Here is a 13577-nt window from a genome sequence, read left to right on the forward strand (position 1 = left end):
CACGGCCAGCACCCGGATTGGACGTCGGGGCGGACACCCGACCGCGCCGGTGCCCAGCGACCGCGGTCGGCCCGAGAACACCAGGGGGTGAGCAGCAGGGTGGACATGACGACGCGCAAGGCCGAGCGGCTGATGAACCTCCTCATCATGCTGCTCGTCCAGCGCACCTACGTCCGCAAGGACCGGATCCGCGCGATCCTCTACCCCGACTCCAGCACCGACGCGTTCGAGAAGATGTTCGAGCGCGACAAGGAGGAGCTGCGCAGCCTCGGCGTGCCGATCGAGATCGGTCACGTCGACGCCTACTTCGAGGACGACCCCGGCTACCGGATCAAGCCCGACGAGTTCGCACTCCCCGACATCCGGCTCACGCCCGACGAGGCGGCCGTCGTCGGTCTCGCCACCAAGGTGTGGCAGCACGCCCGGCTCGCCGAAGCCACCGCCGAGGCGGTCCGCAAGCTCACCGCGCTCGGCGCGGAGGTCGACGTCAGCGCGCTCGACATCATCGAGCCGCGCCTCAACGCCGACGAGCCGTCGTTCGATGTGTTCTGGGAGGCGACCCAGGAGCGGCAGCCGGTGACGTTCGACTACCGCCGCCCCGGTCACGAGGAGGCCACCACCCGACACCTGCAGCCGTGGGGCGTCACCCGCTACAGCGGACGCTGGTACGTCGTCGGTCACGACACCGACCGCGACGCCGAGCGGGTCTTCCGGCTCTCCCGGGTCGTGGGGGAGCCGAAGAAGGAGGGGGAGCCCGGCTCCTACGACGTCCCGGAGGGCACCGACATCAGCGCCGTGGCTCGCCGGCTGGCACCGCCGCCGGTGACCACCCGCGCCGTGGTGCTGCTCCGCGAGGGGGCGGGCCACCCGCTGCGGCGTGCCGCCGACGAGGTCGAGAGCGACGTGCCCGGTCCCGACCAGCGCACCAGCTGGGACCGGGTGGTGCTCACCCGCAGCCCGATGGGCCTGGCCGACGAGGTGCTGGGCCTGGGCGCCGACGCCTACGTCGTGGAGCCGGCCGAGGTCCGCGAGCAGGTCGTGACCCGTTTGCGGGCCGCGGTGGGGGAGTCGTCGTGAGCGCCGGCGCCAAGGAGCAGGTGGCCAGGCTGCTGACCCTGGTGCCGTTCCTGCACGCCCGCGGCGAGGTGCGCGTCGAGGAGGCCGCCGCGGCCCTCGGCGTCCAGCCCGACCAGCTGGTGCAGGACCTGCAGGTGCTCTTCATGTGCGGCACCCCGGGCGGCTACCCCGACGACCTCATCGACGTCGACCTCGAGGCCCTCGACGAGGACGGCGACCGGGTGATCCGGGTCTCGAACGCCGACTACCTGTCGCGGCCGATGCGGCTGACCGCCACCGAGGCGAGCGCGGTCATCGTCGCGCTCCGGGCGCTGCGCAACGGCGCCCGCGACGCCACCCGCGAGGTCGTCGACCGCGCCCTGGCGAAGCTGGAGACGGCCGCCGCCGAGGGCTCGGGCGCGCAGCGCATCGACCCCGGCGCCGGGGCCGGCGACCCCGACCTCGCGCTGCTCGCGACCCGCCTGCAGGCCGCTGCAGACCAACGCCGCCAGGTCCGGCTCAGCTACTACGTCCCCGCCCGCGACGAGCGTTCGGAACGGATCGTCGACCCGCGCGGGGTCGTCACCGCGAAGGGCTTCTCCTACCTCGACGCCTGGTGCCACTCCGCGGAGGCACCGCGGCTGTTCCGCCTCGACCGGGTGGAGTCCGCCGAGGTGCTCGACGCCGCGATCCTCAGCGAGCCCGAGGCGCCCCGCGACCTCGGGGACGGGTTCTTCACCAGCGCCCAGGACACCACGCCGGTCACCCTCGAGCTGCAGCCGCAGGCGCGCTGGATGGTCGACTACTACCCCGTCGAGGACGTGCGACCCCGCGAGGACGGCGTGCTCCACGTCGACCTGGCCGTGGCCGACCCGCGCTGGTTGGTACGGCTGCTGCTGCGGCTCGCGCCGTACGCCACCGTCGTGGAGCCGGTCGAGCACGAGCAGGCTCGGTCAGAGGCCGCCCGGGCGGCGCTCGCGCTCTACGCGTAGGGCCGGCGCGGGTCGGCGTCCCGTCGCAGGACCGGGGTGGCCCGCTGCCCGCCCTACGCCGGGCTACACTGGCGGCGTACCCCAACCAGTGGTGAGGACCCCATGTCTGTTCCGATGATCGGTATGCCGAACGGCGCCGAGTGGCTCGTGCTCCTGGCCATCGTCGTGCTCGTCTTCGGTGCGGCCAAGCTGCCCGAGCTCGCCCGGGGCACCGGCCAGGCGCTCCGGATCTTCAAGGCCGAGACCAAGGGCCTCAAGGACGACGACGACACCACCGGCGACACCCCGGAGGTGCTGCCGCCGACCGCGGTCGAGCCCCCCGTGCAGCAGAGCGAGGCCCAGCGCCGGACCGACGGTCCGACCGCCTGACGGCTGGCCTCGTCCCGCCCCACCCCGACACCTGAGCCGAGCCACGGTCGAGCATGCGCCTGTCCGGCCTGGTCGCACTCTTCGTCGGCAAGCCCGTCCACCCCATCGGGGCCGACGGCCGGATGGCGCTCTCCGACCACCTGCGCGAGCTGCGCGCCCGGATCCTGAAGATCGCCGTCGTCATCGTCGTCGGCCTGGCGGTGTCACTGATCTTCTACAACCACCTGTTCGACGTGGTGGCGGGGCCGTACCGGGACGCTGCCGAGAAGATCAACGAGGGGCTCCCACCGGGGGAGCAGCGCACCATCGACACCATCGACGGCGCCGGCGGCGGCCTGCTGCTCTACCTCAAGCTCGGCGCGCTCGCCTCGATCGTCCTGACCAGCCCGGTGTGGCTGTACCAGATCTGGGCCTTCATCCTCCCGGGCCTGCACTCCCACGAACGCCGCTGGACCCGGGTCTTCGCCTCGGTGGCCGGTCCGCTGTTCCTCGTCGGCGTCTGGCTGGGCTACGTCACGCTGCCCAAGGGCCTCGAGGTGCTCATCGGGTTCACCCCCGACGGCCTGACCAACTTGATCGAGTTCAACGACTACCTCACGTTCTTCAGCCGCACGCTGCTGGTCTTCGGCATCGCCTTCGAGATCCCCGTCTTCGTGGTGCTGCTGAACCTGGTCGGCGTGGTCAAGGGACGCTCCCTCGGCGCGCACCGGCCGTGGATCATCGTGGGCGTCTTCGTCTTCGCCGCGGTGGCCACGCCATCGGCCGACCCCTTCACCATGACGTTCATGGCGGTGCCGATGGTGCTGCTGTTCTTCGTCTCCGAGATCATCGCCCGCTTCAACGACCGGCGCCGCGCCCGCAGGAACCCCTACCGCGACCTCTCGCCCGACGAGCTGTCCCCACTGTGAGGGCCCGTGGCTGACCCGCTGCCCGACCTCGACCCGTTCGACCTCCCGGAGTGGCTGGGTGCGGGGACCGTGACCTGGACGGCAACCTCCGGGCTGGGCCGCGCCTCCGTCGTCCCCGGCCTGCTCGCCACCGACGCGGGCGAGGAGCTGGCCTGCGACCTGGTCGCCGTCGACGACGCCCACCCGGTCCCGGTCGTCGACGAGGCCTGCCGCCGGCGCGCCCACCAGTCGTGGCGACACGGCCAGGTGCTGCTCGTGGAGCGCGACGGTCGGGCCGCCCTCGCCGCGCCCGGCACCTGCTTCTCGGCGGACTCGGTGCTGGAGACCCTGCGCCGGCTGTCCCTGGCGGTCGGCGCCCAGCCCGAAAAGTTCTTCGTACGTCTGGCGGTCGGGTGAGCGCGAGCGCCGCTAGGCGCCTCTCCGTGGGTGCGGTTTGGTCACAAACCGCGGCCCGACGCCCGGCCGGCGTGCGGTTTGGTCACCAACCGCGGCCCCAGCGCCCGGGTGGCGTGCGGGTGGGCACCGACCGCAGCATCCGGCTACTCCAGAGCCGGTGGGTCACCACCGGGAACCGCCGCGGCCGAATGGGCTGCGGTTTGGTCACAAACCGCGCTCCCACCCACCCACCGGCCCGCGGTTTGGTCACCAACCGCACGCCGTCCCCCGCCGGTAGGGTCCCGACGTGCCCCGCGAGATCGCCCTGCTCACCAACCCCACGTCCGGCCGGGGGACGGGGGCCCAGGTGCACGGAGCGGTGCTCCGGCGACTGCGCGACGCCGGCCTGGGCGTCCGCGACCTGCGCGGGCGCGACGCCGACGAGTCCCTCGACCTGGCCCGGGACGCGGTGGCCGAGGGGATCGACGGCCTGGTCGTCGTAGGCGGGGACGGCATGGTGCACCTCGCCCTCCAGGCGGTGGCCACGACGTCCACCACCCTGGGGATCATCCCCGCCGGCACCGGCAACGACGTGGCCCGCTACCTCGGCCTGCCCCGCCGCGACCCGCTGGCGGCCGCGGATCGGGTGGTGGCCGGCCGGGTGCGCACCATCGACCTGGCGCGCACCGGTGTGCACTGGTACGCCACGGTGCTCAGCGCCGGGTTCGACGCGCTGGTCAACGAGCGCGCCAACGCGATGGCCTGGCCGCGGGGCCAGATGCGCTACAACCTCGCCACGGTCGCCGAGCTGCGCACCCTCCGGCCGTGCCGCTACACGCTCGACCTCGACGGTGTCCAGCGGCACGTCGAGGCGGTGCTGGTCTGCGTGGGAAACGGCCCGTCGTTCGGCGGCGGCCTGCGGATCACCGAGGGCGCCGTGCTCGACGACGGCCTGCTCGACGTGGTGGTGATCCACCCCCTCACCCGGGGCGACCTGCTGCGCACCTATCCCCGGGTGTTCCGTGGCACCCACGTCACCCACCCCTGCTACGAGCACCACGTCGCCCGCCGGGTCACCGTCGCGACCACCGGCATCACCGCCTACGCCGATGGCGAGCGGCTCGCCGACCTCCCGCTAACGGTGGAGTGCGTGCCCGGCGCGCTGCGGGTGCTGTGCTGAGCGGGGCCCTTCCCAGCCGGCCGTAGGGTGGAGCCATGAGCTCCGCCGACGAGCTGTCGCCGTCCGAGCGGTACGCCAGCTACCGCTCCGGTCGCAGCCACCCCGTCGTCCGCGACTTCCAGTCCCTCTACGACTTCCCCCTCGACGACTTCCAGCTGCGGGCGTGCCGCGAGATCGAGGACGGCCGCGGAGTCCTGGTCGCCGCGCCGACCGGCTCCGGCAAGACCATCGTTGGCGAGTTCGCCATCCACCTGGCTCTCACGACCGGGCGCAAGGCGTTCTACACGACCCCGATCAAGGCGCTGTCGAACCAGAAGTACCACGACCTGGTGGCGCGCTACGGTCCCGACCAGGTCGGTCTGCTGACCGGCGACAACGTCGTGAACGGCGAGGCGCCGGTCGTCGTGATGACGACCGAGGTGCTGCGCAACATGCTCTACGCCGGGTCGCGCACCCTCGTCGGTCTCGGCTTCGTGGTGATGGACGAGGTGCACTACCTCGCCGACCGTTCCCGCGGCGCGGTGTGGGAGGAGGTGATCATCCACCTGCCGGAGTCGGTGAGCGTGGTCAGCCTGTCGGCGACCGTCAGCAACGCCGAGGAGTTCGGTGAGTGGTTGGCCACGGTGCGCGGTGACACGACCACGATCGTGGAGGAGCGGCGCCCGGTACCGCTCTTCCAGCACGTCATGGTCGGCAAGCGCCTTCTCGACCTGTTCGCCAAGTCCGACGTCGACGCCGCGGCCGGCTTCGTCAAGGAGGGCGCACCGGTCAACGGGGAGCTGATGCGGATCGCCCGCGACGACTGGGCCAGCTCCCGGATGCGCGACCGACGCTCCCCGCGCGACCGCGGTCGGGCCAAGGGCGGTCCACGCCAGGTGGGCAACGGACGCCGGGTCTGGATCCCCAGCCGCAGTGACGTCATCGAGCGCCTCGACCGCGAGGGGCTGCTGCCGGCCATCGTGTTCATCTTCAGCCGGGTCGGCTGCGATGCGGCCGTGACCCAGTGCCTCCACGCCGGCGTCCGGCTCACCACGCCGGAGGAGCGCGACGCGATCTTCGAGTACGTCGAGACGGCGTGCCGCCACGTGCCCGAGGACGACCTGCGGGTGCTCGGCTACCACGACTTCCTCGACGGACTCACGCGCGGCGTCGCGGCCCACCACGCCGGGATGCTGCCGGTGTTCAAGCAGATCGTGGAGGAGCTCTACCTGCACGGGCTGTGCAAGGTCGTGTTCGCCACCGAGACCCTCGCGCTCGGGATCAACATGCCCGCGCGCACGGTCGTGATCGAGAAGCTGAGCAAGTGGAACGGCGAGACCCACGCCGACATCACGCCGGGGGAGTACACCCAGCTCACCGGCCGCGCCGGCCGCCGGGGTCTCGACGTCGAGGGCCACGGCGTGGTGCTCTGGCAGCCGGGGATGAACCCCAAGGAGGTCGCCGGCCTCGCCTCCACCCGCACCTACCCGCTGCGGTCGTCGTTCCGGCCGTCGTACAACATGGCCGTCAACCTCGTTCACCAGTTCGGTCGCGGCACCGCCCGCGAGCTGCTGGAGCAGTCGTTCGCCCAGTTCCAGGCCGACAAGGCGGTGGTCGGGCTCGCGCGCCAGTTGCGCAAGGCCGAGGAGGCGCTCGACGGCTACCGCGAGGCAGCGACCTGCCACCTGGGCGACTTCATGGAGTACGCCGGGCTGCGGCGGCGGATCAGCGAGGTCGAGAAGAACGCCAGCAAGGCCCGGCGGGCCGACCGGCGCGAGGAGGCGGTCGCGTCGCTGGAGGCGCTGCGGCCCGGCGACGTGATCATGGTGCCGACCGGGAAGTTCGCCGGGTACGCCGTGGTCGTCGACCCTGGCAGCAGTCCCGAGGGCCCGCGGCCCTACGTCGTCACCGCCGACCGCCAGGCGCGGCGCCTCGCCATGGTGGACTTCCCCACCCCGGTGCAGGCGCTGACCCGGATCCGGGTGCCGAAGTCGTTCAACGGCCGCAACCCGCAGATGCGCAAGGACCTCGCCGCGACGCTGCGCAACCGCACCCACGACCTCACGCCCCCGCCGGGCTCACGACCCACGCGCGGCGCACCCCGATCCGACGCCGCCAGCGAGCAGGTCGACCGGCTGCGCGACCAGCTCAAGCGGCACCCGTGCCACGCGTGCCCCGAGCGCGAGGACCACGCCCGGTGGGCCGAGCGCTGGTTCAAGCTCGACCGCGACGCCGCCACGCTGCGGCGCCGGGTCGAGAACCGCACCAACACCGTGGCCCGCCAGTTCGACCGGGTCTGCGACGTGCTCACCGCGCTCGACTACCTCGACGGCGACACCGTCACCGAGCGCGGCGCGCAGCTGCGCCGGCTCTACTCCGAGATGGACCTGGTCGCGGCCGAGTCGATGCGGCTCGGGCTCTGGGACGGGCTCAGCGCGGCCGAGCTCGCCGCGGCGCTGTCGGTGCTCGTCTTCGAGGCCCGTCGCCCCGACGACGCCTCCTCGCCGCGGCTGCCCGGCGGCCGGGTCAAGGAGGTCGTCGCCGAGATGGTCCGCCTGTGGGCCGATCTCGACGCATTGGAACGCGAGCACCGCCTCGACTACCTGCGCCAGCCCGACCTCGGTTTCGCGTGGGCGGCGTACCGGTGGGCCGAGGGCGACGAGCTCGACGACGTGCTCACCGTCGTCGACCTCGCGGCCGGTGACTTCGTGCGCTGGATGAAGCAGCTCGTCGACCTCGCCGGGCAGGTCGCCGACGCCGCCGGTGGTGGTCCGCTGCGCGAGACCGCCCGCGACGTCGTCCGGCGGCTGCGACGCGGGGTGGTCTCCTACGACGCGCTGGAGGAGTAGCCGGTCGCTCGGGGGTGTGGTTTGGTCACCAACCGCACCCGGAGGGCGCGTCGGGACGCGGTTTGTGACCAAACCGCACCCCTGCCGAGTCAGTCGAGCAGGGCCCTCACCGCGTCGGCGACGGGAGTGTCGCCCCCGACCAGGTCCCACTGCTTGCCGATGCTGCCACGCTCGTCGAGCACGGCCGCGACCACGGCCGCGGTGTCGGCGCGGGTGACGTCGGCCTTCTCGAGGGTCTCCGCGAGCGCGACCCGTCCCGTGCCGGGGTCGTCAGTCAGCACTCCGGGCCGCACGATCGTCCAGTCGAGGTCGCTGGCGCGGAGCGCGGCGTCGGAGTCGCGCTTGGCCATCACGTAGGCACGCCAGACCTCGTTGGCATCGGCCGGCGGGTCCTCGTCCATGCCCAGCGCCGAGACCTGCACGAACCGTCGGATGCCGACGCTCCGGGCGGCCTCGATCGACTTCAGCGAACCCTCGAGGTCGACCGTGCGTTTGCGCTCCTTGTTGCCGTCGGGTCCGCCCCCGGCGGCGAACACCACCGCGTCGCAGCCCTCGAACGCCGCCACGAACGCGTCAACGCCCTGGTTCTCGATGTCGAGGAGGCGCACCTCGGCGCCCTGGGCCTCGAGCTCGGCGCGGTACTCCTCCTTCCGCACCAGGGCGACCGGCTGGTGACCGTTGGCGACCAGCTGGTCGAGGAGGAAGCGGGCCACCTGTCCGTGGCCCCCGACGACGGCGATACGACTCATGGCCGCAAGCCTACGGAGGCAGCGATGGGCACGAGGATTGCTGCGGTTTGGTCACCAACCGCGGTCCGGCGGAGCGCGACGGCCGCGGTCTGGTCACAAACCGCGGCTCAGGATGACCCGGGGGACGGCCCGTCCAACCCGACCAGGTCGTCCACGGGAACCAGGGACCGGTGCAGCCGGAGCCACGCGCGGGCCCGGCGGGCCTCGGTCAGCGACCGGCCGGCGAACCGGGCCACCGCCAGGTCGGCTCCGCCCTCGGCCCGGACAAGGAGCACGACTGCGCCGTCGGCCGGTGCGAAGGTGACGAGCGCGACCCGGGTCCACGGCAGGGTGCGCCCGTCGGCCAGGTTGATGCCGTCGTCGTCGAGGCGCACGGCGGGCTGCCGCCCGGCGGTGAGTCGGAGCGTGCCCCAGCCGGCGAGCCCGGCCCCGATGCCGGCGTAACCGACGGCTTGCACCCGGTCGACGCCGGTCAGGTCCTGGGTGACCAGGGCGGCCAGGCAACCGCCGGCGAGGGCCAGCCCGGCCACGACGAGGACCAGCGTCATCCCGCTCCGACCCAGCGGGACGCGCAGTGCGAGCGGGGGAGCCACGGCGCTAGGAGGGGGTGATCGCCGTGGTCAGGCGGGCGGCTGGGCTCTCCAGGTTCCACCGGTGCGCCAGCTCGACGACCCGGTCGGGGTCGCGCGGCACGGTGGGCAGCGCCAGGTCGGACCTGTCCAGCGGGAGCTCGCGGGCCACCGCGACCACCTGGGGGGCAACCGCGAGGTAGTCGAGGGCGGCGCGCACCTTGCCCCGGGGGCCGGGAGCGAGGTCGGAACCCGGGTCGTCGGCTGCGGCGAGCAGCCCGGGGATGTCGCCGAACCGGCCGAGGAGCGTGGCGGCGGTCTTCTCGCCGATGCCCGCCACCCCCGGCAGCCCGTCGGAGGCGTCGCCGCGGAGGGTCGCGAAGTCGGCGTACTGGTGCGCGTCGACGCCGTACTTCTCTCGCACCCACGCGTTGGTCACCCGTTCGTGCTTGCTGACGCCGCGCGCGATGTAGAGCACGCGGACCTGGGCCTCGTCGTCGACGAGCTGGAACAGGTCGCGGTCGCCGGTGACCACGTCGACCGGCAGCCCGGCGCCGGTGGCCAGGGTGCCGATCACGTCGTCGGCCTCGTAGCCGTCGGCGCCGACCACCGGGATTCCGAACGCGTCGAGCACCTCGCGGATGATCGGCACCTGCACCTCGAGCGGGTCGGGCACCTCCTCGACGTCCGGGGCCTCGCTGCGCTCGGCGACCACCCGGTGGGCCTTGTACGACGGCAGCAGGTCGACCCGCCACTGCGGGCGCCAGTCGTTGTCCCAGCAGCAGACGAGGTGGGAGGGCCGGTACTCGCCGACCAGCCGGGCGATGAAGTCCATCAGCCCGCGCACCGCGTTGACCGGCGTGCCGTCGTCGGCCAGCACCTCGGGGACGCCGAAGAACGCCCGGAAGTACATCGAGGCGGTGTCGAGGAGCATCAGGCGGTGGTCGCGATCTGGCACGCCCCAGACACTAGTGGCCCCGGCCACTAGCCTGTGCCCCGTGAGCCCTTCGGACGTCGAGGACAAGGACCGCAAGATCCTGCAGCTGCTGGCCGAGGACGGGCGGATGTCCTTCACCGACCTGGGCAAGGCCACCGGGCTGTCGACCTCGGCCGTGCACCAGCGGGTCAAGCGGCTCGAGCAGCGCGGGCTGATCCTGGGCTACGGCGCCACGGTGAGCTACGACGAGATCGGCCGACCGCTGACGGCGTTCATCTCGATCCGTCCGATGGACCCCTCGCAGCCCGACGACGCCCCCGAGCGGCTGCGCGGGATCCCGGAGATCGAGTCGTGCTGGTCGGTGGCGGGAGAGGAGTCCTACATCCTCAAGATCCGCAGCACCAAGCCGGCCGACCTCGAGGACCTGCTGGCCCGGATCCGGTCGGCAGCGAACGTCTCCACGCGCACCACGATCGTGCTGTCGACGTACTACGAGAACCGGCCGGTCGTCCACCACGAGTGACGCGGAAGGGGTGCGGTTTGGTCACCAACCGCACGCGGGCGGCCCCGATCCGCGCGGGTTGTGACCAAACCGCAGCCCTGCCGCGCGAGCACCGGCACGCCGGCAGCAGGCGGCGACCGACGCGGCCGGGGTTTGGGGACGGCGCGGGGGAGGCAGCATCCCCTGCGACAGACCACCTCGGGAGGAGACCAGCACCGTGGCCACCGGACCCACCGACATCCAACCCAAGCTGGATCGGATCGCTGAGCTGCTCATCGAGCGCGACATGCGCTACCACGGCTTCATGCCGTACGGCGACGGCTGGTACGACACCTCCCAGACCGCCGTCACCGACCTCGACAACCCGGTGGCGCCGGGGTGGATCCCCGGGCCGGGCGGGCCGCCGACGGGCGTGGTGATCTCCAACCAGCAGTTCAACGACATCTCCGGCGAGGACTCCTTCAACCCCACCACCGAGGTCTACGACCACTGGCCGCAGCGGGTGGCGGAGATCTTCGAGCCGTTCCTCGACTGCCCGCTGCGCGACGACTACGACACGCTGCTCTCGTTCGCCCGCAACGGCACCGAGCAGCTCAGCCTCAACGTCGTCCCCGGCGACAGCGAGCTCGACATCACCTACGCCGACAACCCCGACCTCCGCAGCGCGCTCGACACCGGGTCGGCCTCGCTCGCCGACCTGCACGGCGAGGCGATGAACGCCTTCCGGCTCCGCTACTGGGGCCGGCTGGAGGGGATCTTCGACCGCTACAGCCTCGCGGCCCGGTCGCTGTGGGTCATGTACCTGGCGCAGTCGGAGATCTGGGCCAACTACTGGGACGACCTCGAGGCCCTCTGCGACCGGGTGATCCAGGGGCTCGACGACCCGCAGTCGGTCGACATCCCGTTCACGACGATCGCGACCATCTCCGGGATCCTCGGCAAGCTCCCGGCCGTGGGCCCGGTCTTCTCCGGCATCGGCACGGCCGCCACCATCCTCGGCACCCTGCAGACGGCGTTCGCCCACGAGCCCACGACCCGCGGCTACTCCTTCGACGGCGACGCCCACGCCTGCGAGGACCAGATCGTCCAGGCGCTCAGGGACCTCAGCGACGACGTGCGCGACCAGGAGGAGGGGCTGGCCGAGAACGCCCGGTCGGTGGAGGAGTGCCTGGGCGGGGCCGACTTCCGGCTCGACCGGCCCGTCGACGTCCTCGACGCCGACCAGCGCTCCGACGTCATCACCGACGGCGACCTGGTCGTCCTCGACCGCGGGACGCTGGAGTTCATCGCCCGCGACATCCTGCAGGCGGTCGCCACCACGCTGCGCGATGCCACAACGTGGAACCGGGTCAGCATCGCCCAGTTCGCGTTCCGCCGACCGGCGGCGGTCGGGCGTGCCACGATCGGCCCCTACAACCCGCTCGACAACGTCTGCGAGCGGCTGAACCTGCTCTGCGACACCGCGGCTGCGACCCTCGACGACGTGGCCGAGGTGCTGATGGTCTTCGCCACCAACTTCGAGCTGCTCGACGACGCCGTCGGCGGCCAGATGGAGCAACACCTGGCCGCGCTCGACAACTGAGCGGCAGCCGCCGTCACCAGGCCTGCAGCGCCGCCGTGCGTCGCGAGGCCTCGGCGACCTCGGCCGCCCGCAGCGCCGACTCGTCGAGCCGGCCGTGCTCGGCCCACCACGCCTGGCCCTCGGCCGGCAGCGTGTGGATCGGGTCGTAGTACTCGTAGGTGCGCGAGAGCGCCTCGGTGTCGTCGGCCTCGATCGAGGTGCGGTAGTTCTTGGTCCAGTACGAGATGCCGCGCTCGTGGTCGTAGTCGGCGAGCTGGTGCACCCAGCGCTTGCCGACGAACGGCACGTCGCACACGATCCGTGGGGTGGCGAAGCCCGGCAGGTAGCCCATGATGTGGTGCTGCAGGCGCTGGGCGTCGGCGACCGAGACCCGCCAGTGCTCGGAGAACGGGATCATGTCGCACATGTAGAAGTAGTAGGGCATGACCTGGGCGCCGTCGAGGAGGCGGAAGCACAGGTCGAGCAGCGCGTGCGGGTCGGCGTTGACGCCGTTGAGCAGCACGCCCTGGTTGCGTACGTCACGCAGGCCGGCCTCGAGCATCGCGGACGTCGCCCGCGCGACCAGCGGCGTCACCGACGCGGCGTGGTTGGCGTGGGTGTGCATCGCCAGCGAGACCCCGCGGGAACGCGCGAGGCCGGCGACCCGGGCCACGCCCTCGCGGACGTCGTCCTGCAGCCAGTGCTGCGGGAGCCCGATCAGCGCCTTGGTGGCCAGCCGGACGTCGCGGACGTTCTCGATCGCGAGCAGGTCGGTGAGGAACGCCTCGAGCCGGGGCCAGGGCATGTTGGCGACGTCGCCGCCGGAGACCACCACGTCGCGCACGGTCGGGGTGCGGCGCAGGTAGTCGAGCATGTCGCCCAGCCGGTCCTGCGGCTTGGCGACGAACTTGAGCTTGTCGACCACGGGGGTGGAGTTGCCGACCAGGTCCATCCGGGTGCAGTGGCCGCAGTACTGGGGGCACGTCGGCAGCAGCTCGGCGAGGACCTTGGTGGGGTAGCGGTGGGTGAGGCCCTCGGTGGCCCACATGTCGTGCTCGTGCAGCGAGTCGCGGGTGGCGTGGGGGTGGGAGGGCCAGTCGGTGCGCCGGTCGCTGAAGACCGGGATCATGTAGTGGCGCACCGGGTCGGCGTAGAGCGCCTCGGTCATCGATCCCGGCCCGCCGGGCACGAAGGTCGGGACCATCGTGTTCATCATCTGCGGCGGCACCAGCATCGACATCGTCGCGCGTTCGGCCTGGTCGCGCTCCAGGTCGGCGTAGAACCGCTCGTCGACGAGGTCGCCGAGGAGGTCGCGCAGCTGCCGCACGTTCTTGACGCAGTGGGCCCGCTGCCACTGCACCGACTCCCACTCCGCGGCGGTCACGTCGCGCCAGCCCGGGAAGCGGGTCCAGTCCGGCTCGACCAGCTCGACCTGCCGGTAGGGGTAGGGCTGACCGCCCTGGAGGTGCGCGGCGATCGAGGTCTCGATGGTCATGGCCCGAGGATAGCCACAGATCCTCCGGTAGTGCAGCATCGTCGCCGCAGATCCTC

At 72.3% G+C, this 13577-nt stretch carries 13 protein-coding genes; 9 read left to right on the plus strand and 4 right to left on the minus strand.

The genetic code is table 11. The annotated features are described in order from the left end of the window. The first annotated feature begins 105 nt into the window (after positions 1-105). From JT721_RS07340 to JT721_RS07370, 7 genes are all read left to right on the plus strand, one after another. Positions 106-1077, plus strand: a complete 972-nt coding sequence (locus tag JT721_RS07340) for a YafY family protein (protein WP_205472301.1) — start codon at positions 106-108, stop codon at positions 1075-1077. Continuing rightward, the gene (locus JT721_RS21665) at positions 1074-2048 is read left to right on the plus strand and encodes a YafY family protein (RefSeq protein ID WP_205472302.1); all 975 of its coding nucleotides are present in this window, start codon (positions 1074-1076) and stop codon (positions 2046-2048) included. Before JT721_RS07340 ends, JT721_RS21665 begins: the two co-directional genes overlap by 4 nt. Positions 2049-2162: 114 nt before the next feature. After that, positions 2163-2417 (plus strand): twin-arginine translocase TatA/TatE family subunit, encoded by a 255-nt coding sequence (tatA, locus tag JT721_RS07350; RefSeq protein ID WP_205472303.1) that lies wholly within the window; start codon positions 2163-2165, stop codon positions 2415-2417. 53 nt (positions 2418-2470) lie between these two features. Next, positions 2471-3325, plus strand: a complete 855-nt coding sequence (gene tatC, locus JT721_RS07355; RefSeq protein ID WP_205472304.1) for a twin-arginine translocase subunit TatC — start codon at positions 2471-2473, stop codon at positions 3323-3325. Positions 3326-3331: 6 nt separating this feature from the next. Then, a complete protein-coding gene (locus JT721_RS07360) occupies positions 3332-3721 on the plus strand; it encodes a hypothetical protein (protein ID WP_205472305.1) in 390 nt (129 codons plus the stop codon). A 286-nt stretch (positions 3722-4007) separates the two neighbouring features. Beyond that, entirely contained in the window at positions 4008-4880 is an 873-nt protein-coding gene (locus JT721_RS07365) for a diacylglycerol kinase (RefSeq protein ID WP_205472306.1), read from the plus strand. A 35-nt stretch (positions 4881-4915) separates the two neighbouring features. Then, positions 4916-7708: an RNA helicase gene (locus JT721_RS07370; RefSeq protein WP_205472307.1), complete on the plus strand. Its 2793-nt coding sequence runs from the start codon at positions 4916-4918 to the stop codon at positions 7706-7708. 89 nt (positions 7709-7797) lie between these two features. Here JT721_RS07370 and JT721_RS07375 read toward each other — a convergent pair whose 3' ends face one another. The 3 genes from JT721_RS07375 to JT721_RS07385 all read right to left on the minus strand — a co-directional run bounded on the left by JT721_RS07375 (position 7798) and on the right by JT721_RS07385 (position 9960). After that, positions 7798-8457, minus strand: a complete 660-nt coding sequence (locus JT721_RS07375; RefSeq protein WP_205472308.1) for an SDR family oxidoreductase — start codon at positions 8455-8457, stop codon at positions 7798-7800. A gap of 107 nt (positions 8458-8564) precedes the next feature. Continuing rightward, entirely contained in the window at positions 8565-9005 is a 441-nt protein-coding gene (locus JT721_RS07380) for a hypothetical protein (protein ID WP_205472309.1), read from the minus strand. A 49-nt stretch (positions 9006-9054) separates the two neighbouring features. Continuing rightward, positions 9055-9960 (minus strand): 5'-3' exonuclease, encoded by a 906-nt coding sequence (locus JT721_RS07385; protein WP_205472310.1) that lies wholly within the window; start codon positions 9958-9960, stop codon positions 9055-9057. 64 nt (positions 9961-10024) lie between these two features. Here JT721_RS07385 and JT721_RS21325 point away from each other — a divergent pair, with 64 nt between their 5' ends. Both JT721_RS21325 and JT721_RS07395 read left to right on the plus strand, forming a co-directional pair. Further along, entirely contained in the window at positions 10025-10486 is a 462-nt protein-coding gene (locus JT721_RS21325) for an Lrp/AsnC family transcriptional regulator (RefSeq protein WP_307827938.1), read from the plus strand. A gap of 196 nt (positions 10487-10682) precedes the next feature. Beyond that, a complete protein-coding gene (locus tag JT721_RS07395; protein ID WP_205472312.1) occupies positions 10683-12047 on the plus strand; it encodes a hypothetical protein in 1365 nt (454 codons plus the stop codon). Between the two features lie 13 nt (positions 12048-12060). Here the strand turns inward: JT721_RS07395 and JT721_RS07400 are convergent, their stop codons facing one another. Beyond that, positions 12061-13521, minus strand: coding sequence for a KamA family radical SAM protein (locus tag JT721_RS07400; RefSeq protein WP_205472313.1), 1461 nt, complete (start codon positions 13519-13521; stop codon positions 12061-12063). Positions 13522-13577 lie beyond the last annotated feature (56 nt).

Source organism: Nocardioides sp. SYSU D00038, assembly GCF_016924665.1.
GTDB lineage: Bacteria > Actinomycetota > Actinomycetes > Propionibacteriales > Nocardioidaceae > Nocardioides.

Coding starts and splice junctions, on each gene's coding strand:
- JT721_RS07385 (WP_205472310.1), bottom strand. CDS start 9,960: ATGCTCCTCGACACCGCCTCGATGTACTTCCGGGCGTTCTTCGGCGTC.
- JT721_RS07380 (WP_205472309.1), bottom strand. CDS start 9,005: ATGACGCTGGTCCTCGTCGTGGCCGGGCTGGCCCTCGCCGGCGGTTGC.
- JT721_RS07400 (WP_205472313.1), bottom strand. CDS start 13,521: ATGACCATCGAGACCTCGATCGCCGCGCACCTCCAGGGCGGTCAGCCC.
- JT721_RS07370 (WP_205472307.1), top strand. CDS start 4,916: ATGAGCTCCGCCGACGAGCTGTCGCCGTCCGAGCGGTACGCCAGCTAC.
- tatC (WP_205472304.1), top strand. CDS start 2,471: ATGCGCCTGTCCGGCCTGGTCGCACTCTTCGTCGGCAAGCCCGTCCAC.
- tatA (WP_205472303.1), top strand. CDS start 2,163: ATGATCGGTATGCCGAACGGCGCCGAGTGGCTCGTGCTCCTGGCCATC.
- JT721_RS07340 (WP_205472301.1), top strand. CDS start 106: ATGACGACGCGCAAGGCCGAGCGGCTGATGAACCTCCTCATCATGCTG.
- JT721_RS07375 (WP_205472308.1), bottom strand. CDS start 8,457: ATGAGTCGTATCGCCGTCGTCGGGGGCCACGGACAGGTGGCCCGCTTC.